Genomic DNA, 21,446 nt, shown 5'->3' on the forward strand with positions numbered 1-21,446 from the left:
TCAGGGACCTGGGAATGGTATGCCTCCATCTTTTCAATCTTTAATTATGAAATTAAAATTACTACAGCTCTTTTCGCTGTTGATTCTGCTGTCTGTAAAGACATTTGCGCAGAATAAAACAATTACCGGCAAAGTTGTCGATCAGACTGATCATCAGCCAATTCCAGGAGTAAGCGTCCGTTTACACAACAAAAACACCGGCACAGTAACCAATGCACAGGGAGAATTTACACTTACGTTATCAGGAGATGAAAAATTCCTTGATTTCAGTTATATAGGTTATCTTTCCCAAAGTGTTAAAACGGGTGCTATTGCAGTAACTGTACAGCTTGTTCCGGATCTTCAGCAACTCAGCGAAGTGGTTGTAACCGGTTATGGTACTCAGGAACGAAAATTTATCTCCGGATCTATATCCACTATAAAAGGTGATCAGCTGAAAGATATTGCAGGATCCAGCTTCAACCAGCTGTTACAAGGCAAATCAACCGGTGTACAGGTATCCTCAGACTCCGGCGTACCAGGCGGAGGAGTTACCTTTCGTATCAGGGGGAACAACTCTATAAATGCTTCTGTTGAACCTTTATATGTAATAGACGGAGTGTTTGTAAACAGTAAGGATCCGATCACAACGAGCCTGGGTAATCAGGCCGGCTCTAATCCATTATCAGATATTAATCCGGCAGATATTGAATCTCTGGTAATCTTAAAGGATGCGAATTCAACAGCTATTTATGGCTCACTGGGAGCTAACGGTGTGGTATTGGTAACTACCAGACGCGGAAAGCTGAATACTAAAGCAAAAATTAATTTAAGCACCTTCCAGGGCTGGTCTGATGCGAACAAAAAGTTTAAAACCGCCACTGGTCCTCAAACAGCTGAACTAGCCAATGAAGCTGTAATTAACACAGCAAAAGACCGGGGTACCGACCCAGCCACAATAACACTACCTTTTCCAAATCCTTCTGCACTGCCAACCTATGACAGAATAAGCGATTTATTCAGAACTGCCAGAACTTCAAATTATGAAATCTCGGCACAAGGTGGCTCTGCAAACAGTACTTATTATACAGGCTTAAGTTATCTAAAACAGGAATCTATTGTTAAGCCTTCCGGCTTTGAAAGATATACTGGCAGATTTAATTATGATAATAACCTCACAGATAAACTGAAAGTAGGAACCAGTTTCAATTTCACACGCACTTTCAGAAATGTGAGCAGTAATGACAACAATGCAACAGGTGTAATTAATTCTGCAATATTTCCAAGATCCTATCTTCCTGTATATAATACCGACGGTACTTTTGCCAGATACGGAAGTTTCGACAATCATATTGCCCTGATCGAAAACCTGAATAATTCTGCCGTGGGTTGGCGGACAATAGGTAATTTATTTGCTGAATATACAATATTACCGGAATTGAAACTGAGAAGCAGCTGGAGTATTGATAATAACAGCGCTTATGAAAACAATTACAGCAATACATTAATCAGTGCAGGTATCGCTTCTAACGGATCAGCATCTTCGTATGAAAGCAAGAACCTGGTATTAACCAATGAACAGGTTTTAACTTATATTAAATCATTTGGAGAAGATAAAAAACATAATATTAATGCATTAATCGGGAATACGTTAAGCACTAATCTTGCACAGGGAACCAGTGCTACAGGAACCGGATTTGCAACCAATGCATTAACTGCTATACAGGATGCAGCAATCCGCTCAGGTTCCTCTTATCGCTCACAAAATAAACTGGTTTCTTTTTTTGGTAAGGCGAGTTATACTTTCAATCAGAAATATACTATCGACGGAAGTCTGAGAGCCGATGCTTCTTCTAAATTTGGAAAAAACAAGCAATGGGGATATTTTCCGTCAGGAGGATTGACCTGGAGAGCCGGACAGGAAGAGTTTATTTCCAAACTGGGAATCTTTAATGAACTGAAATTCAGAGCAAGTGCTGGTTTATCTGGTAATCAGAATGGAATTGGTGATTATGCAGCCCTTGGCCTTTGGAAAGCAGGTTACAATTATCTTGAAAATGCCGGGACAGCCCCTGCCCAGCTGGCCAATCCGGATCTGACCTGGGAAACTACCCGTCAGATAGATCTGGGAACAGAATTTTCAATTTTAAAAAACAGATTGAGTTTCACATTCGATTATTACAATAAATACACCTATAATTTATTATTAAATGTCCCTGTGCCAAGTCGTTCAGGTTTTAGCTCACAATTACAAAACTTTGGAGCCGTAAGAAACAAAGGTCTGGAATTAAGTATTCATTCGGTCAATATTGAAACAAAGAACTTTAGCTGGACAACTGATTTCAATGTCTCTCAAAACACCAACAAAATCGAAAAATTAGCCTCTGACATTACATTAGGAGCTTCGGGAAGAAATATTTCGATACTGAGAGAAGGTTATGCCGTGAATTCTTTTCAGCTCTACAAACAGTTATATGTTGATCCGAATACTGGTAATGCGGTATATGAAGATGTCAACAACGATGGTCAGATCAATACAGCAGACAGGCAGATTGTTGGCAGTGCGATCCCTAAATATACGGGTGGTTTAACCAATACCCTGACTTATAAAAACTTTGATTTTAACTTCTTCTTTTACTTTCAGCAGGGAAATAAGATTATAAATATGCATGATTTCTTTCTTGTTCATGGAGGAACACAGAATAATATTGGCTTTGATCCCAGACAATTGGAAAGATGGCAAAAACCAGGTGACATAACTGATATTCCAAGACTGACTACTTACAGTGGTGATCCTGCAACGAATGGAGGTTCTGCCAATAACTATGGTGGCAATGTAGCCAGGCTGAGTACCCGCTATCTGGAAGATGGCTCATTCATCAGACTCAAAAATATTACCCTGGGCTATTCTATTCCGTCTTTAATCACTAACAAATGGGGAATAAGTAAAGCGAGAATTTATGTATCAGGCACAAACCTGCTCACTTTCACTAAATACAAAGGATTAGACCCGGAAGTAAGTTCACAAAGTGCAGATCAGAATACTGCTGGCTATGACTGGGCTACGGTACCTCAGCCCAGAACAATACAGGCTGGCATAAGTGTAACATTTTAATTTTTTAAAACGATCAATATGAAATATCAGAATAAATATATCACTGCAACCTCTCTCCTGATTCTGTCTTTGCTATTGGGCTCCTGCAAGAAATATCTGGAAGAAAAACCCAACAATGCAATTCCCTCAACTACTGCAATTACCGATGCGGGAACAGCAAGAGCTGCTATTTTAGGAGCTTATGACGGACTGCAAAGTTATTATAGTGCAGACTATATTACCTTAGGAACAATTACAGCAGATAATGTTGGTTTTAATGGCACCTTAAGTGAATACCTTCAGCTCGATCAGAATGCAATTCCTGCTGATAATGTGATTACTGTATCTGTTTATCAAAAGATATATAGCACAATCAATTCAGCGAACAGCGTAATTGCCGGTTTACCAGCTGTAACAGACCCGCTGTTAAATCAGACAGAAAAAAACAAAATTCTTGGAGAAGCTTATTTTATCAGGGCACTAAGTTATTTTGATCTGGCCAGAGGCTGGGGAGGCGTACAGTTACAACTTAAACCAACGGCAGATATTAATGGAATAAAAGGTATCAAAAGAAGTACATTATCCCAAACTTATGATCAGGTTCTTGCCGATCTCGTACAGGCTGAACAACTGTTACCAGAGGATGATTCAAATACCAGAAACAGAGCACAAAAAAGTACAACAAAGGCTTTACGCGCAAGGTTAAATTTATATCGCGAAAACTGGGCTGATGCGGTAACGTATGCTACACAAGTGATAGACAAACCCAAATTTGCACTGGTCAGCAATTATAAAACTTTTTTCACTGCACCATTTTTAAGTACTGAATCTGTATTTGAACTGACTTTCTCAGCAAATGATCAAAACGGCTATTGGTCAGTATGGTATCCAAGTTCTATGGGTGGTTCATATACGTTGAAACCATCGGCCTCACTAATCAGTAAAATAAATAACCCGGCAGTTGGCGGATCAAGAAAAAGTCTCATAGATGGTACTGGAAATAGTGTTTATGGGGTATTATATAATACTACCGGGGTCAGCATAGATCCTTCATATCTGATTAGAATTGCTGAGCTTTATCTGATCCGCGCAGAAGCAAAAGCACAGCTGAATGATCTGAGCGGAGCATTGACGGATCTTAATATTATACGCAAAAGAGCTGGTGCAACGCCACTCACTTCGGGTACACAAGCAGAAATATTACAGGCAATTGCAGAAGAAAACAGTATTGAGTTTGCTTTTGAAGCACATCGCTGGTTTGATCTTGTAAGAACAAAACAAGCTGGCAAAGTGTTGGGATTGACTAATACAAATTACTGGTTATTCCCTATTCCTTATTCAGATATACTTTCTGATCCGGACGTAGTTCAAAATCCAGGTTATTAAACTGAGTTAATTATACGATCCGCTATAAGCGGGTCGTATTTTGCTACTATTTAAAAGAATTTACGCCAGAATCTCAGTTCTTTACAATTCTACTTTTAAATTGTCTCGAAAAAAAACCGCAAATCCTCATATCGCCACAAAAACAATCCAGAAAAAACAAAAAACAGAGATAAAACCACAAATCATCAAGCATAAGTTTCAATAATAAGGCGATATAAAAAAAAACAATACAATAAAGCAACATTTCAACAGGTTGCTTGCATAATAAAAACAATATAACAAATGATATTGTAAAGAGAAAACATAAAATGAATTAGATTAAACTACAATCCCTTCTTAAAATCATAAAACCATGTCTTAAAAACGGACAATTCAACTTAAAGAAGAAGATATAGAATAAAAAAAACAGTAAACATAGATGTCACAATAAATTTATTGTAATATTTTAGTTAGATTACAGTCTAAACGAACCTAACTATGATAAAAATCTTACTAAAAACCGTATTTATTGTCTTTTTCACTGTGATTTCATGCCAGTTATCCGCTCAGATACTGAAAGGAAAAGTTACTGATTCTACCGGACTCTTTATTCCTGGTGCTACTATCCAGGTTATAGGACATAAATTAGGAACCTCTACGGATGCTAATGGAAAGTATGCTATAAAATTTCCAAAAACAGGCACTTACAGAATCCGTGTGTCATTTACCGGTTATCAGAATACAGAAACTGACATCCAAATGGACAGCATTTCAAAAACAATGGATTTTGCGCTGTCAGACACTAAAACCTTATTGCAGAACGTCGTGGTTATTGGCTCCAGATCGTCTGTACCGAGAACAAACATTGAAAGTGTAGTTCCTGTAGATTTGATTACCAGTAAAGATGTAAAAACCTTTGCTCAGGTGGATCTTACACAGATCCTGAATTACGTCGCCCCATCATTCAGTTCAAACAGACAAACTGTTGCTGATGGTACAGATCATATTGACCCGGCTTCATTACGTGGCTTAGGCCCTGACCAGGTACTGGTCTTAGTTAACGGAAAACGCAGACATACTACTGCTCTGGTTAACATCAATGGTACATTTGGACGTGGTTCGGTAGGTACTGACTTAAATTCAATTCCGGTATCTGCAATTGAACGTATTGAAGTTTTACGGGATGGTGCTGCTGCTCAGTATGGTTCTGATGCAATTGCAGGCGTAATTAACATTGTACTTAAAAAGGTAACACCTTACAGCTTTTCAACTTCTTTTGGGCAGTCTGATTCAAAAGCGCTGGGGCGCAATTTCAGTGACGGGCGAACATTTCAAGCCGATTTCAGTAAAGGCTGGGCATTCAGAAATGATAAAGGTTTTATTAATCTGGCCGGCCAGTATATCAATCGTGAATATACAAACCGCGGCGGTTTAGACACTCGTCCGCTCTTATATTCTGCTGCACCGACCAAAGGTGCTTTGGAAAGTGAGGCTACATTTGAAGCCAGATATGCAAGTTTAAAGGCAGCAGATGATGCAAGAGCCACAGCAAACGGACTGGATAGAAATAATATGCGTGTTGGTAATTCAGATTCAAAAAACGGAGGTTTCTTTTTAAATGGACAATATAATTTCAATAAAAACTCCAATCTTTATTTTGCCACAGGTTATACCCATAAAACGGGCAGTGCTGCCGGATTTTTCCGCTTACCAACTCAAACTACCCAGATTGACCTGACTTTATTCCCCAATGGCTTTCTTCCTTTTATAGATACAAAAATCAACGATCTATCTTTCTCGGTAGGTTCAAAAGGTAAAATTGGCACCTGGGATTATGATATCAGCAATACAAGCGGTCAGAATACAATTAAGTTCAACATCAATAATACTGTAAATGCCTCCCTCCCTCTAGGCACAAGTCCAACTTCATTTTATGCCGGTGAATTATTATTCAGACAGAACACAAGCAATCTTGATTTAAATAAGAAATACGAATTTGATGGTGGACTGATGACCTCATTAAATACAGCTTTTGGTGGAGAATTCAGGATTGATAATTATCAGATCAAAGCAGGCGATGAATTATCTTATTCATTCGGACAACCATCAGCAGGTATTCCGGGAAGAATGGTTGGCACTTCATTTACTGCAGCCGGTGCCCAGGTTTTCCCCGGCTTTAAACCTGGAAATGCTATCGATAAATCAAGGAATAACGTAAGTGCCTATGCAGATTTTGAAGCCGAATTTGGCCCGAGAGTCTTACTGGAAGCTGCCGGCCGTTATGAGAATTACAGTGATTTCGGCTCCAATTTCTCTTATAAATTTACAGGGAAAATAAAATTATTCGGAGATATTTCACTACGTGGGGCATATGCTACAGGTTTCAGAGCTCCATCCCTGCACCAACGTTATTTCAATAACGAAAGTACACAGTTTGTAGCCGGCAACCCAACCCAGGTATTAACCGTTAATAATGATAATGCTATTGTCTCCCAATTTGGCGTAGGTTCATTGAAACCTGAAATTTCGAGATCAGGAAGTTTGGGACTAGCCGGAAAAATTGCTAAGACTTTTACTTTTACCATAGATGCTTATAATATTGACATTAAAGACCGTATCGTTTTTTCAAGTCAGTATGCACGTGAAAGAACAAGCAGCGGAGCATTAATTCCAACCGGAGTAGTTAACCAGATATTAAACACAGTTGACCCTAATGCTCAGGTGAATAGTGTACAGTTTTTCACCAATGCAATTACAACAAATACTGCTGGTTTAGATGTGGTATTAACCAACAGATTTAATTTAGGGACTAAAAGCAATTTATTACTAACTGTTGCAGGTAATTTAAACAAGACTGTGGTAAGAAGTATAAATGGTTCAGATAAAATAGAAAGTGACCCTACCCTGAAAGCTAAATTATTTGATCGCCTGGAACGTTCACGCTATGAGAGCTCAGTTCCAAAAAATAAACTTAATATTACTGCAAACTATACTATTGATAAACTGAGTCTGGTTATAAGAACAGTACGTTTTGGTGAAGTTACTTATCTCAATGCAATTGATCCGACGGTTGCTGCAAATAATTTACCTGCAGAACTGGATCAAACCTTTAACCCAAAATGGATAACAGACTTTTCCGTGAGTTATGCGGCAAATAAATCATTAACATTAACTATAGGTGCAAATAACGTTTTTGATATATATCCTGATAAGTTATACATTAATCCAAGAAATAACGAGAACAATTTAAGTGGTATCTCTACCGACAATTATACTGGCGGCCTTGATAACACATCTAACGGAAGATTTTTATATCCAAGGGCAATCAGCCAGTTTGGTTATAGCGGCCGTTATGTATATGGTAAAATTGCCTGTACTTTCTAAATTGAGTTAATTATAAAATGGAAAGGGCTAATTAGCCTTTTCCATTTTATATTCTTCAATTTCGCGGACAAACTCCATTGCTTTCATCAGGCTTTTTCCGCCAAAACTTTCCATAATATACCTTACCCATTTTCTGTGTATATTTTTCATGGTTAAAGTCCTGTACAGATAAATTGATACAACTATAAAAAAAGTAACTACAACAAATTGAATCAGCCAGAACGTTGTCCCTGCATGTGCAACCAGCTCATCAGAATAATAAAAAGTACAGTAAAGCGGAGCCTGCAAAATTAATATCCTGCCTACATTATTCAATGAAGCCTGTATCAAACTTAATTTTTGCTGAGCCTGTGTAACACTCTCTGCAATATTAATCTGATCGAGCAACGCTAAATGTCTTATATAAGCTCCTACAGCAAAAACATTAAACAAAAGAATTATTCCAATTGAGATGAAGAAATAGAGATTATTGCGCCCATAATACATCAGAAAACCTAAAAATATGACCCACAGTATTCCCAATACGAGAACAACCACCTGATTTCTCTGAAATGAGCTGATTTTTGCAGTTGCTTTATCAGTCTGCATTTCTCGTATTATTTTATAATTCAAAGCCAGAGATTTCTCCAGCTTTTTATCATATTCCTGCCACAACTGTTTAATATCCTGCTCTTCCATTTTCATATTTTCTTTATTTTCAAATCCTTAATTCCGATCACTAACTTTTAAAAAACGCTGTTTTAATTTTTCTTTAATCCTGTTGATTTTAGTTCCGATGTTTGTTTCAGAAAGCCCTAATATTTCTGCCATTTCCTTCTGGCTTTTTTCTTCGAGATACAATAACATTAATGCTCTGTCCAGCTCTTTCAATTCGCTAATAAAGTGCTGAAGCAGAAGGAGCTCATTGCGGTTGTCTACGGGCTCAGCTTCACCGATAAATTCAATCATCGATCCGGAAATCGGCATAATCAGGTCGTTTTTCTTTCTCTCTTTTCTATAAAAGGTAATCGCAACGTTCAAAGCGACTCTGTACATCCAGGTAGATAACTTAGCGGTCTGATTATAACCGGGATAAGCGCGCCATAGCTGTAAGGTAATTTCCTGTATAAGGTCTTTTTTATCTTCTTCATCTTTATTAAAGGAACCAGCAATCTTATAAATGATTCCCTTATTCTGCTCAATTACAGTTAGAAATTGCTCCTGCTGGTCTGATGTATTCATGGCTGTGCCTGTGCTGTTATTAAAGTTAATTTTTAATCCACCAATTATTCGAAGCAAAAGGCAGAATGTCACACTATTGGAAAATAAAATATTTCAACAAAGAAATATCTGTTGTCTATCGCCAATAAAATCATATTAACTTTGCGGCATGAATAAAGAAATTGCAGTTATTTTTGATATGGACGGAGTCATCTGTCATACTAACCCATACCACTCTCTTGCTTTTCGTGAGTTTTTTGCAACCCGGAATCTAACTCCGACTGATGAAGATTTTGCTGCTCATATGTTTGGAAAAAGTAACAGTTATATCTTATCTCACTTCCTGAACAGGCCCATTTCCGGTCAAGAATTATTACAGATGGAAGATGAAAAAGAGAGTCTTTTCAGAAAGATTTATGCACCACATATTGAGCCAATCACCGGTATAATTGAATTCATTACTGACCTCAAGCATAACGGTGTAAAACTGGGAGTTGCCACATCAGCTCCATACGCCAATCTCGATCTGATTTTAAGTGAGGTTCCAATTCGTAAAGAATTGGGTTCTGTCATGGCCAGTGAAGATGTGAAAAAACATAAACCAGATCCTGAGGTATACCTTACTTCGGCTAAAAATCTGGGAGTCTCACCAGATCAGTGCCTTGTTTTTGAAGATTCATTTTCCGGCATATCGGCTGCACTAAATGCGGGAATGCGGGTAGTAGGTGTACTTAGTTCCCATAGCATAGAAGAATTGCCAAAGTGTAATTTATATATAAATAATTATACAGAATTATCATATAATAAAATTAAAACATTGTTTCTTAAAGCATAAAAATGTGGCATCATTTTTCTGGCAGATCCGTTACTATGACCTGAATATCATAGCAACAGATCTAAAATTCATAAAAATGAAAAAGTTATTATTACTTAGTTTGCTGGGAGTTATCGGCTTTTTGCCATACCATGCAGCAGCACAGATCAGTGTAAATGTGAATATTGGTTCACAACCGCTATGGGGCCCTGTAGGATATGATCATGTGGAGAATTATTATCTGCCGGATATTGAAAGTTATTACAATGTATCAACCAGACAGTTTTCTTATCGTGATGGAAACCGATGGATTTCCTCCGTATCATTACCTTCAAGATATAGTGGTTATGACCTGTACAATGGATATAAAGTAGTTATTAACTCCAGGGATCCTTATCGTAATTTTGATAATGACAGGGTAAAATATGCGAAATACAAAAAAGTCCGCAGCCAGAAAGTAATTAAGTTCAGTGACGATCCAAGATATTACGTTGTCAAAGGACATCCTCATGGAATGCCTCCGGGACAAGCTAAGAAATACTATTCAAAAGAAAATGGTAAAGGTAACTGGAAAGACGATAAACACAACAAAGACAAATGGGATGACGACGACAGAGGTCGTGGTAACGGCAAAGGAAGAAATTAAATTTGATCAAGAAGCCTGTTAATTTAGATTAACAGGCTTCTTTTTATAAAAGAGCTTTATTTTATTAATAAATCAACTGACCTGACCAGTCGAATGCGGCTTCAGAATTTAATCTGACAACGAACTTTTCACTATCTCCGATTGATGTTCCGTTCAGATAGATTTTATCTACCCCATTTACAGTGTTTACCTGTAGATAATAGCGCTTGTTAAAATTATAAGAGTTATAATCTTTGAATACAATTGTATCCCCATCCTCCAGAATTGCAGAATTACCATTAGCCTTTTTCACGATCTCAAGTTCCAGTGATTTTAGTGCCGTACCATTCTTTGGATAGTAATAATAATCTCCACCATTAAGAATATTCCAGTACCAGAAATTATTTAGTCTTTCACTGAGTTCCACCCTGATTTTACCATTAACAATTTCATTGTATTTATCCGGACGGTCTGTATTAACCAGATTAAAATGAGCAGAAAGTTCCTTTGATGTAATTCCATTAACTGTCAGCCAGTCGTTCGGTTTGGAGAGATTATAGTTAACATATCTGCCTGTTTTCACAGACTGGAATGATACATTATCATATTTTCTGTATTTCATACTGCTGGTGGGAACAGAAGCATCTGCGCTGATAAAAGCCGCAACAGGGTAATGATCCGAATACTCAGTCCAATAGCTTTTCTCGCCCAATAAATTTGTATAATTCATCAAGGATGAACTTACAGGATCAATAGCCAGATTTTGCCATTTCGGTGGTTCTAAATGATCTTTTGATACTAAAATATAATCCAGATACTCTCTGTTATTAGCCGGATACGGATAATGATAAGATGCCATCACATTTGTTTTTGTATCCCAGGTATAGGGTACGCCTGCATAATGAGGTTCACCTACATTAAGATATTTCAGCATCTCGGTGTATTCTGGTGTACCTTTAATCACATTAAAATCCCCACCAAAAATAACCATCTCAGTTTTTGGAATATGCAGACTATCTATATAGGCTTTCATAGTTTCAAACTGAGTTTTACGTACTGTAACCTCACTCCCGCCACAAGATGGCTGAGTTGACTGGGTATGACTGGCTACAAAATGAATTCTTTTACCGTCCTTAATTATTGCAGCATATACAAATCCTTTAAGTGAAAATGCATCCGCATCACAACCAGCAGGATAAACGTGCTGCATCATTTTTTCTATCGGCCATTTACTGGCGATCATTACACCCCCATTTGTGCCACCACCCTGCAATAATTCCCGCCAGGTTCCGCTGGTCTTGTCCCAGCCACTTTTAGATCTGCCCAGGACAGGCGTCTGATAAGGAAATGTACCGGCAAGATTATCTTTTAATGCTTTACTAGCTGTATTATCAAAACACTCTTCCAATAATAATACATCATAATCTTTCAGATAGGCTGCAGATCCGATTACCCCTCCCCTGACAGCTTGCGACCATTGTGTAGTCGATGATACAATCACATCAGGTAAAAGAAAGAGATTATGTGTCAATACTTTTACTGATGTTCCATTAGGATCACTGGTTACACCATTAATGGCTGAAGAAACCTTTGCGGATGACTCTTTTGATAAAACATTTTCCTTTCTACAGGAGAAATTGAGTAATAATACGGCTACAACGATAAGCCATTTAATAGTTTTTCTAATCATAGTTTAGCTGTGCTTTCATGGGTAAGATGGTAGATAGTTTTTCAACTCAAAACTACCTCAAACACAGTCAACTGGAATTAACTAAACATTATCAAATTATCAAAAAATCCTGGTTATCAGTTATATTTCCTATTCAATCCAGCATGAACCAATAGAGAAAGTCCTCGCATTTCCACCTATAATCACCCTGTCACCCAGATTTATGCAGTTTAACTCACCAGTTCTCTCAGACAACTGCATAGCCTTCATTTCTGTCTTCCCAAGCTGATCAGACCAGTAAGGAATTAAAGAGCAGTGAGATGAGCCAGTAACCGGATCTTCTAATATACTTGCCTGCGGGGTAAAAAACCTGGAAACAAAATCAAAGCTATCGCCTTTCGCAGTAACAACCACCCCACCCGGGTCTAGATTAATCTGATCGAATAGCTGCCTGTCAATCTGTATGTCTCTGATCTCACTTTCATTCTCATAAACCAATACAAAATCTCTTGATTTTAAAACTTGCCGGGGTTGTATATTCAGTGCATTTTTTATGATTTCAGGAAGATCAGCCTGCACCGGATTTCTTGACGGAAAATTAAGCAGATATAGCTCTCCCTTAATTTCAACAGTTAAATCCCCACTCAGCGTCTCAAATACAATGCTGTTTTTTGTATAACCCAAAATCTGTTTAATTGCATGAGCCGCAGCAAGTGTTGCATGCCCACAAAGATCCATCTCAATTTCTGGTGTGAACCATCTGAGATGAATCTTTGCCCCATGATTCATAAAAAATGCGGTTTCTGCAACTGCATTTTCTTTAGCAATTTTTAACAAAGTTTCATCAGGCAGCCATTCGTTAAGCGGAATAACACATGCCGGGTTTCCATGAAAAATCTGATTAGTAAAACTATCTATCTGAAAGAGGTCTAATTTCATTTGTATAATATCTTATTAAACTTGCAGAGCCGCAATATAAGCCATAATAAGCAATTGTGCTGACAGCTCACTGTTAGAAATATTATTTTAGAATTTATTATATTTATTATCAATAATAAATGAATATAATTCGGAATTAAGTTATATTTACAGAATGATAGTCGAAAACAACATCAATTTAGACCATATTGATCTTGCCATACTAAGGTTAATGCAGGATAATTCAAGAATCTCCAATGTCCATATGGCAAAAGAGCTTGAAATGGCTCCTTCTGCTGTTTTAGAACGTGTGAAAAAGCTGGAGCAAAAACAAGTAATACAACAGTATACGACCAGAATTAATCCTTCAGCTATAGGATTAAAATTATTGGCATTCATTTCAATTAAAGCTTCACATAGTCTTGGCTGTACTACTACAGCTATCGAACTTGCTAAGATTGAAGAAGTTCAGGAAGTACATATTATAGCCGGAGAAGATTGTTATCTGGTTAAAGTCAGAATAGCTGACTCTGCTTCCTTAATGGAACTTATGCGAAACTCTTTTAGTAAAATAACTACGATCGTTTCTATCCGTACCACAATCGTTTTAGAAACTGTTAAAGAGCAGCAACAACTTGTCATCCCTGAAAACAAAAAAATATCATGACCAACAAAACCGCTTCTCCGCTCCTCGTCTATCTCGCCTTTGCAATTGTATATGTTGTATGGGGATCTACCTATTTTTTTATCCAGAAAGCGCTTGCAGGCTTCCCTCCGTTTATCCTTGGCACATTTCGCTTTATCGTTGCAGGCACCCTGTTAATGAGCTGGTGCAAGTATAAAGGGGAGAAAATATTCGATTGGAAGAACATCAAATACGCAATAGTAAGTGGTATTCTTATGCTTGGCGTAGCAAACGGAACAGTAATCTGGGTAGAACAGTTTATTCCAAGTGGACTGGTTGCTATTATGGTTGCTTCTGCAGCTATCTGGTTTGTGATATTGGATAAACCCAAATGGAAAGAGAACTTAAGCAGTAAATCAACCATTGCCGGATTGATTATTGGCTTCATTGGTGTTATCCTGTTATTTTCGGAGCAGGTTCTCCAGGCAGTAAATACCACACAAAGTACTAATCAGATACTGGCTATGGGACTACTGGTTCTTGGGCCGGTAGCCTGGGCAGGAGGATCTTTATATTCTAAATATCACTCGGCACCAGATAGTTCTGTATCAGTAAATACTGCATGGCAGATGATTGCTGCCAGTATCGCTTTTATTCCGGGTAGTGTATTAAGCTCAGAATACCATCGTTTTCAATGGAACAGTGTTCCTCTGGATGCCTGGTTATCACTTATTTACCTGATTATTTTTGGATCCATTGCAGCTTTTAGTGCCTATGTCTGGTTATTAAAAGTAAGGCCGGCAACACAGGTAAGTACTTATGCCTATGTGAATCCAGTTGTAGCAATCTTATTGAGTGTATGTTTTACGAACGAAACAGTAAGCCTGATTCAGATTCTGGGTCTATTTGTGATTCTGGGCAGTGTACTTTTGATTAACCTGGTTAAATACAGAAAAGATAAAATAATCGACTCAGCATCTCTTTTAAGCACTAAAAATTAGAAGCGATACAATTTTTTGTTCCAGATTATATTGGAACAGATGAGTATTGTTAACAAAAGCTTGCAACCTCTGAAGAACAGGTGGCAAGCTTTTACTTTTTATTACAGAATCTTGTTTTGTTTCATAAAATCCATCTCTGCATCCGTGATATGTTCATCATCAATTGCCGGAGCAGCAGTGATTTTAGCAACAGATAACTCATCCATAATGTCTACAAAGTTTTTATAAGTAGCACCCGATGTTGGCTTGATAATAACTGCTAATGTTTTTTTAGGATCATTATTATTGGCAAAAGCCACATTGGTCTTATTGCTTAATATAGCGTGGCGGATTTCCCCGAACCCCTCAATATTTGGCCTTTTCTTTCCTGCCTCCCCCATATACCATGCAACCTTATTGTCTTTACCCAATAAAATTGTCATTGTTCTGGAAGCTGCAAAATCCATAGTTGCATCAGGATCGCTTTGATCCGGTTTGGCGATATCCATAGCTACTGGTTTAGACAATGAAGTAGTCAGCATGAAAAACGTAATCAGTAAAAAAGCCAAATCTACCATAGCGGTGAGATCAACTTTTGGCGTACCTTTTCTGTTTCGGGAGGGAGTGTTTAATTCAGCCATAATCGTTTAGTTTAATTTCGCATAACGCGAATGGGTTAAGGTGATTTGACTAAATGATGCAGATTAAAATCTGTTTCCATACAACAGCATCAAAAAAACAATCTTCCTTACCTATAAACGAATTATTGACCTGTATTTTTCACAAAAAGTCCCGTAACCTGTTTGATGCACCTTGCAGGTTTCTTTTCATCCTGAACAATTATCCGGAATGGCCCGTCTGATGCCGGCAAAGGCTTTCCATCCATTTCATTAGCCAGAATAATAACTCTGTCTGTAAAATCCGGATACAGTTCTGCCATTGCAAAAATCACCTGGTACCCATCAATAGCTTCAACCAATAAATATTTAGTAAGATTTGCACCTTTCAATTCTTTACCGGACACGGCACCCGCCTGCTGCAGAATATCAGCTAAAACAGCACCAGAATAGACATGATTATTACCATCCCGATCCTTCCTGTTTACTAAAGTCTTTCTAAATTTCCCTAGTTCAGCACCGTTGATCAGTAGTGGAGTTTTCACTTCACCCCCAACTTTTACCGGGGTTTCTTTTTCCAAAGTCTGCCCTTGCATTAAAAATGGAGTACTTAGGGCACAAACAGTAATCAGAAGAGTTAATAGTTGCTTTTTCATTAGAATAGCCTTGTTTTTTATCAGTGCAAATTATACAAAAGATTACATTCTTTTTTATCTCCGATAGGAATATGCTGATCATGAATACGAATGGTATTCCACCTATCATTCTGATTTTATCAATTGCCACAATATAAGTTCAAACTAAGTTTAGAATTTCAACGTTATCTTTGTAAATTTGTAGATTAAACCTATCAGGGTACACACAAACATTAAAACAAACCTGCAAAAAATAATGTCCGAAAACATTAAAAACAAAACAGCTATCAGAACTACTTTCACTGTTCTCTTTCTGCTTAGTTCTTGCTTCCTTTACGCACAAACACCTCAACAACAAGCACAACCAGCACAACAAATACAGCCTGCACATCCGGTTCAGCAAGTATTGCCAGGTCAGCCCCTCAAACCTATGATCATTGTAATCGATGCTGGTCATGGTGGAAGAGACGGATCAACAAGAGGATTATTCTCCAAAGAAAAAGATGTTGCTCTGGATGTTGCCATGTTACTTGGACAAACCATTGAGAAAGAAATTGAAAATACAAAAGTGCTCTATACACGTACTGAAGATGTATTTATTCCTTTATATGAACGCATTGAACTGGCCAATAAAGCACATGCAGACCTCTTCATTTCCATTCACTGTAACTCTATGCCCTCAAGTATGAGAGGCAGAACAGAAACTTCGGGCGTTGAAACCTTTGTTTCCGGTTCAGGCAGATTAGGAGAACAGGAAACAGCGATGAGAGAGAATGCGGTTATCTTATTAGAGAAAGACTATAAGGAGAATTACGATGGCTATAACCCCAGTGATCCTGAAAGCTTTATTGTCCTTTCCCTGATGAAAAATGCTTACCGTCTTCAAAGTATCAAACTGGCTACTTTGATCCAGCAACAATACATTAAAGCCGGCCGGGTTAATCGTGGTGTAAAAGAACAAAGTTTAGCCGTATTAGCCAGAGCAGGTATGCCGGCTGTACTAACTGAGATAGGTTTCATCAGCAATCCTGATGAAGAAGAGTATATTAATTCTTTGAGTGGAAGACAGGAAATAGTTCAGAATATAAAAAATGCTATTCAGGAATATAAAAAGCAATTAATTGCTAATTAATCAGCTCCATGATATTTTTCAAATGATAAATGCTCCTTTACCGGAGCATTTATCATTTGAAATCAAAAATACATCACTCAATGACTGACCTGTTTACCATTGGAATCGTAAAATAAACAACAGTTCCTAAACCTGGTTCACTTTCCAGCCAGATGGTCCCTCCGCTTATCTCTACAAATTCACGGCAAAGCCTCAAACCGAGTCCTGTTCCTATTTCATTTTGTGTTCCAGGTGTAGAAAAATTGCTGTCCATATTAAATAAGCGTTCTATATTTTCTTTTTCAATCCCCATCCCTGAATCTCTGACAGAAAACAACACCGCATTTAAATGATGATAACCGGCTTTCAAAACAATCGTACTATTAGCATGGCTGAACTTTATTGCATTTGCAATGATATTCCTCAGTACCGTATTCATCATTTGTTTATCAGCTACAATCCTGGCCGGACAAGTCTCTTCAATTTTTAGCTCTATTCCTTTCTCTATTGCCATAGAAGAGGAGTTCTTCTTCATTTCGTCCAGCAGTTCTCTAACTTCCAGCTCCTGCGGATCAGGCTTTAATACGCCAGTCTGCATTTTTGACCAGTGCAGTAAGTTTTCCAGTAATGTATAAGCCTGCCTGGCTGAATCGTTCATTCTCATCGCTAAACTCCCTATCTTTTCCGCGTTTAGTCTGTTAACGTTCTTATAAATCAGTTCGCTGAAAGAAATTAAGGAAGTAAAAGGGTTTCTCAGATCATGTGCAATAATGGAAAAAAATTTATCCTTTGTTGCATTGAGTTCCTGTAACCTCCTTTCAGTAACCCTTAAATCAGTTATATCATAACAAATTATCAGATAGGTTTCCTGATGATGCTCTATCTTATATTCCGGTATAACCTGTATAGAGAAAGAATTGGCATAATGGTCTTCATTCAAATCAAAATTTATTTCCAGCGTAGTTTTTCTCTGCTTTACCTCTATCAGCATTTTAATCAGTAAATTTTCAAATGACGAAGGAAAACCCAGATGACTTAGTTTTTTACCTGTATAAAATTCATGCCTGTGCGGGAGAAATTTTTCCAGTGCCTGATTAGCATACAGACATCTGAAATTCCTGTCAAAGCGAAAAATCAGTTCTGGCAGATTTTCAGTAAGTGTTCTATATTTTTTTTCACTATCCTTTAAATCCTTAAATATCAACTCTGCAGGTCTGGTCAGTCCGGTTTCGACATTCGCTTTATAGATCAGAAAGAAAGAGATCAGTTTGGCATAATGACCAAGCTCGGTGGGGAAACTGAAAATTGACACATAAAGTGTAAAACAGAACTCACTCAAAACCGCAAAAAATAAAGACAGCATTAAAAACCTGTACACAGAGAGTGTAAAGCTATTTTTTGAACTGTAGAGTAAAAATCCGGCAAAAATCAGCATCGCGATGATTACATATTCTGCAGTAATTTTAAAAGAAGTCTGTCCCTTTCCTTCGATATAACATACAGGGAATATTTTCCAGTACAGGATTGAAAGTATAATCAGTAAGCTCACTACGCAGTAAGCTAAAATTGTAATATCCCCGTTCAGTATTTTTTTCCTTTTCAGAAACCAAAAACCTATAATCAGACTACATGCCTCCAGAAACCTGGTAGCTATCCAAAACTGATTGGTATAGAAGATCGTTCCGGGGATGATATTCATCCCCGGATAGGTAATGGTATGCAGTAAATCCAGTGTGCCAATAAAAATATAGGCCAGACCTACAAAATAGAGATAATTATTGTCCAGCATTTTCCTGGTATTCCAGGTAACTATAAAAACAGCAAAGGCAATAACTATAGATGATAACTCTACAAGAGTATGAAACAATAAGAAGTTTTGCCTCACACTTACCATAAATATCAGTATCAGTAAACCCACTGTAAAAATGGTTCTGTAATTAGCTTTTATAAAACTATGCAGATAAGCTTTCAACTGAAAATTGATTAGATATTTTTACTCACATAAATTTAAGTTAATTGTTCTTATAAATAACAACAAACCTGCTTATCCTTTTTTTATAAAAAAATAAACAAAACACTATTCAGAATTACAGCTTTCTTATAAAAACCGCCCCGTTTGAATCATTTCCTTTATCACCGGATACCATAGCTTTTATAGTAAAAGCTGCTCCGGTTTCATAATTACTTATGCTAAATTTATAACTGTTATCTTTTTGCTCTCTGCCAGTATAACCATCATGCGTATCTTCAGCTACTTTAACCCCATTTTTATAAACTTCTATAGCCTTTATTGCTAATGCCGAGGTTCCGTCCGTGTACCAGAAAGAAAGCAGGTATTCACCGTTTCCTGTAATCTTTCCTGATCCGTTCATTTCAAAAACCGAGAAATCTTTCTCCCTGATCAATGAGGGCTTCCACTCAGCAACCAGATTCCCGTGTTTCTGGAATTTCTCATACTTTTCAGGAAAATAAAGTGGCAGAGAATATATGCTGCGGCTCACTACAGTGATAGCTTTAAAATCAGTTAGCTTCTCCACTACCACAGGTTCACTATATACGGCTGAAAAAACATTAGGAGGCGTACCATCCGTTGTATACCTGATTTGAGCACCTTCTACAACGTTTTCGACCTTCACTATATAACCATTTCCTTTTTTCTCTTTACTAATCAGTTTAGGCTGCGGAACACGATAACCATACCCGGCATTGTCATAACGTTTATAGTGACTGCCCAAACGTTTTTCAAAATCTGTCCAGCTCTGTTTAGCTAAAGGTGTCCAGCAAACTTCAGCAAGTGCTGCCAGACGCGGAAATGTTAAATAATCAAAATACTTTTCTGACCGGTTTTCGTTAAGTAACGGAATTTCCTGAAGTACGGTTCCGTGGATAAACTGATCAGACCATAACGTCGCACTTGCACCTAATATCAGCGGGCGGTATTTTTCATCCAGACCTTTAAGCATAGGATTTAACTGATATACCTTTTCCAGTGAGATTGGAGGTAACCATGTAGCTGCTTTGAGCTCACCAGGAATATTGCTCTCAGCAACATCAAAATAGCAGTAACCAGTCAAGCTCATTACCGAATAGTGCCCTGCTTCAGAAGCTTTAAATGCCTTCTTCTGGTCATGCCAGATCATGCCTACAGCTTTATCTTCTAATCCGTCTTCTATAATCTCATCCCAGCCCACTATGGTTTTTCCATATTTCTTAACCATTTTCTGTACGCGCTGATTGAAATATACCTGTAATTCTTTTTCCGTTTTTAAACCCAGCGCTTTCTTTCTTTTCTGGCAATACGGACAGGCCTTCCATCTGTCATAATTCGCTTCATCACCACCAATATGAATATATTTAGAAGGAAAAAGAGCAAATGTTTCGGCAAATACATCCTGTAGAAAATCAAAAGTAGATTCTTTTCCCACACAATAGATTTCATGACTGATGGAATGCTGAGTCTGCACAGTATATTGTTCGCCTGTACAGGATAAATAAGGATAAGCTGCAATTGCAGAGAGCACGTGGGCAGGGAGTTCAATCTCAGGAATAATGTCTACATTTCTTGCTGCTGCATAAGCCACCATTTCCTTAATATCTTCCTGTCTATAATAGCCACCCACCCGATTAGCTCCCTCACCCCTAAAAGCACCAACTGAAGTTAACTTAGGATATTTTTTAATTTCTATCCGCCACCCTGCATCATCTACTACGTGAAAATGAAGTGTATTCATCTTATACATTGCCATCATATCAATAAACCGGAGCACATAATCCTTTTCAAAAAAATAACGGGCAACATCAAGCATCATTCCTCTCCAGGGGTATAAAGGAGTATCCTCCATCAATGCACCTTTAACCTCCCATTTTGCTGCTCTCTGGCGTTCTTTATTGTAAATCTCTGCAGGTAACATTTGCAATAAGGTCTGAGTACCATAAAATACACCCGCAGCTGTACCTCCTTCAATGGTTATCTGGTCATTTTTAACACTTAATGTATAGCTTTCATTATCAGTCGTTTTATTTGTTTTCAGCTTTAAGTAAATAACATTTTTCAATGGCTTGCCCGACTCACTAATTTCAAAATCAAATCCGGTAGCTGGTGATAAAGCCGAAAAAAGAAGCTCAGCCTGCTGTTTCAGTCCCTTTTCATAATAGATTTTCGTCTCTTTGGTAATCGTAAACTTATCACCGTTTTCTTTCAGACTTCCGGGCTGGGGTATGATATTAAACTGCGCTTTCATTGACAGACAGCACAATAGTAATACGCATAACATGGCCAATTTATTTACTCCTTTCATTACAGCTTGTATTTGATTTAACACAATAGTAATCAAATATTCTACTAGAAAACAATGCATTTTCCCCTGAGATATTACGCAATCGTTTGCATTACATAGTTCAACCGTTTGCGTAAAAAAATAAAATAATCA

Annotated in this window: 16 protein-coding genes; 8 read left to right on the plus strand and 8 right to left on the minus strand. The window is 37.7% G+C overall.

Features of this window, described 5'->3' with window-relative positions; all coding sequences use genetic code 11:
- The first annotated feature begins 46 nt into the window (after positions 1 to 46).
- The 3 genes from PL_RS04090 to PL_RS04100 all read left to right on the plus strand — a co-directional run bounded on the left by PL_RS04090 (position 47) and on the right by PL_RS04100 (position 7,822).
- On the plus strand, positions 47 to 3,094 hold the full coding sequence (locus tag PL_RS04090; protein ID WP_041884057.1) for a SusC/RagA family TonB-linked outer membrane protein: 3,048 nt from the start codon (positions 47 to 49) through the stop codon (positions 3,092 to 3,094).
- 18 nt (positions 3,095 to 3,112) lie between these two features.
- Complete coding sequence (locus PL_RS04095; protein WP_041884059.1) at positions 3,113 to 4,459, plus strand: RagB/SusD family nutrient uptake outer membrane protein; 1,347 nt, start codon at positions 3,113 to 3,115, stop codon at positions 4,457 to 4,459.
- 477 nt (positions 4,460 to 4,936) lie between these two features.
- Positions 4,937 to 7,822 (plus strand): TonB-dependent receptor, encoded by a 2,886-nt coding sequence (locus tag PL_RS04100; protein WP_041884061.1) that lies wholly within the window; start codon positions 4,937 to 4,939, stop codon positions 7,820 to 7,822.
- A 27-nt stretch (positions 7,823 to 7,849) separates the two neighbouring features.
- Here the strand turns inward: PL_RS04100 and PL_RS04105 are convergent, their stop codons facing one another.
- Positions 7,850 to 8,506 carry a hypothetical protein gene (locus tag PL_RS04105; protein ID WP_041884063.1) on the minus strand — a complete coding sequence of 219 codons (657 nt, stop codon included), beginning with the start codon at positions 8,504 to 8,506 and terminating at the stop codon, positions 7,850 to 7,852.
- 21 nt (positions 8,507 to 8,527) lie between these two features.
- On the minus strand, positions 8,528 to 9,043 hold the full coding sequence (locus tag PL_RS04110) for an RNA polymerase sigma factor (protein WP_348621068.1): 516 nt from the start codon (positions 9,041 to 9,043) through the stop codon (positions 8,528 to 8,530).
- A gap of 148 nt (positions 9,044 to 9,191) precedes the next feature.
- Between PL_RS04110 and PL_RS04115 the strand changes: the two genes are divergently transcribed.
- Both PL_RS04115 and PL_RS04120 read left to right on the plus strand, forming a co-directional pair.
- Positions 9,192 to 9,857 (plus strand): HAD family hydrolase, encoded by a 666-nt coding sequence (locus tag PL_RS04115; protein ID WP_041884065.1) that lies wholly within the window; start codon positions 9,192 to 9,194, stop codon positions 9,855 to 9,857.
- A 76-nt stretch (positions 9,858 to 9,933) separates the two neighbouring features.
- Entirely contained in the window at positions 9,934 to 10,482 is a 549-nt protein-coding gene (locus PL_RS04120; protein WP_348621069.1) for a hypothetical protein, read from the plus strand.
- 64 nt (positions 10,483 to 10,546) lie between these two features.
- On the opposite strand, the gene sph is transcribed toward PL_RS04120, so the two are convergent.
- Both sph and PL_RS04130 read right to left on the minus strand, forming a co-directional pair.
- Complete coding sequence (gene sph / locus PL_RS04125) at positions 10,547 to 12,151, minus strand: sphingomyelin phosphodiesterase (RefSeq protein ID WP_052496441.1); 1,605 nt, start codon at positions 12,149 to 12,151, stop codon at positions 10,547 to 10,549.
- Between the two features lie 129 nt (positions 12,152 to 12,280).
- Positions 12,281 to 13,069: a PhzF family phenazine biosynthesis protein gene (locus PL_RS04130; RefSeq protein WP_041884067.1), complete on the minus strand. Its 789-nt coding sequence runs from the start codon at positions 13,067 to 13,069 to the stop codon at positions 12,281 to 12,283.
- 154 nt (positions 13,070 to 13,223) lie between these two features.
- Here PL_RS04130 and PL_RS04135 point away from each other — a divergent pair, with 154 nt between their 5' ends.
- Together PL_RS04135 and PL_RS04140 are read left to right on the plus strand one after the other, a co-directional pair.
- Positions 13,224 to 13,715: an Lrp/AsnC family transcriptional regulator gene (locus PL_RS04135; RefSeq protein ID WP_041884068.1), complete on the plus strand. Its 492-nt coding sequence runs from the start codon at positions 13,224 to 13,226 to the stop codon at positions 13,713 to 13,715.
- Complete coding sequence (locus PL_RS04140; protein WP_041884070.1) at positions 13,712 to 14,674, plus strand: EamA family transporter; 963 nt, start codon at positions 13,712 to 13,714, stop codon at positions 14,672 to 14,674. The genes PL_RS04135 and PL_RS04140 overlap by 4 nt, the downstream gene beginning before the upstream one ends.
- A gap of 101 nt (positions 14,675 to 14,775) precedes the next feature.
- Here PL_RS04140 and PL_RS04145 read toward each other — a convergent pair whose 3' ends face one another.
- Entirely contained in the window at positions 14,776 to 15,294 is a 519-nt protein-coding gene (locus tag PL_RS04145; RefSeq protein WP_041884071.1) for an ExbD/TolR family protein, read from the minus strand.
- Between the two features lie 122 nt (positions 15,295 to 15,416).
- On the minus strand, positions 15,417 to 15,926 hold the full coding sequence (locus tag PL_RS04150) for a molybdopterin-dependent oxidoreductase (RefSeq protein WP_041884072.1): 510 nt from the start codon (positions 15,924 to 15,926) through the stop codon (positions 15,417 to 15,419).
- A gap of 235 nt (positions 15,927 to 16,161) precedes the next feature.
- Here PL_RS04150 and PL_RS04155 point away from each other — a divergent pair, with 235 nt between their 5' ends.
- Complete coding sequence (locus tag PL_RS04155; protein ID WP_235324601.1) at positions 16,162 to 17,037, plus strand: N-acetylmuramoyl-L-alanine amidase family protein; 876 nt, start codon at positions 16,162 to 16,164, stop codon at positions 17,035 to 17,037.
- A gap of 73 nt (positions 17,038 to 17,110) precedes the next feature.
- Here PL_RS04155 and PL_RS04160 read toward each other — a convergent pair whose 3' ends face one another.
- Both PL_RS04160 and PL_RS04165 read right to left on the minus strand, forming a co-directional pair.
- Positions 17,111 to 18,988 carry a sensor histidine kinase gene (locus PL_RS04160; RefSeq protein ID WP_041884074.1) on the minus strand — a complete coding sequence of 626 codons (1,878 nt, stop codon included), beginning with the start codon at positions 18,986 to 18,988 and terminating at the stop codon, positions 17,111 to 17,113.
- A 115-nt stretch (positions 18,989 to 19,103) separates the two neighbouring features.
- Positions 19,104 to 21,314 carry a beta-N-acetylhexosaminidase gene (locus PL_RS04165; RefSeq protein WP_348621073.1) on the minus strand — a complete coding sequence of 737 codons (2,211 nt, stop codon included), beginning with the start codon at positions 21,312 to 21,314 and terminating at the stop codon, positions 19,104 to 19,106.
- Positions 21,315 to 21,446: the final 132 nt, after the last annotated feature.

The organism is Pedobacter lusitanus (assembly GCF_040026395.1).
Lineage (GTDB): Bacteria > Bacteroidota > Bacteroidia > Sphingobacteriales > Sphingobacteriaceae > Pedobacter > Pedobacter lusitanus.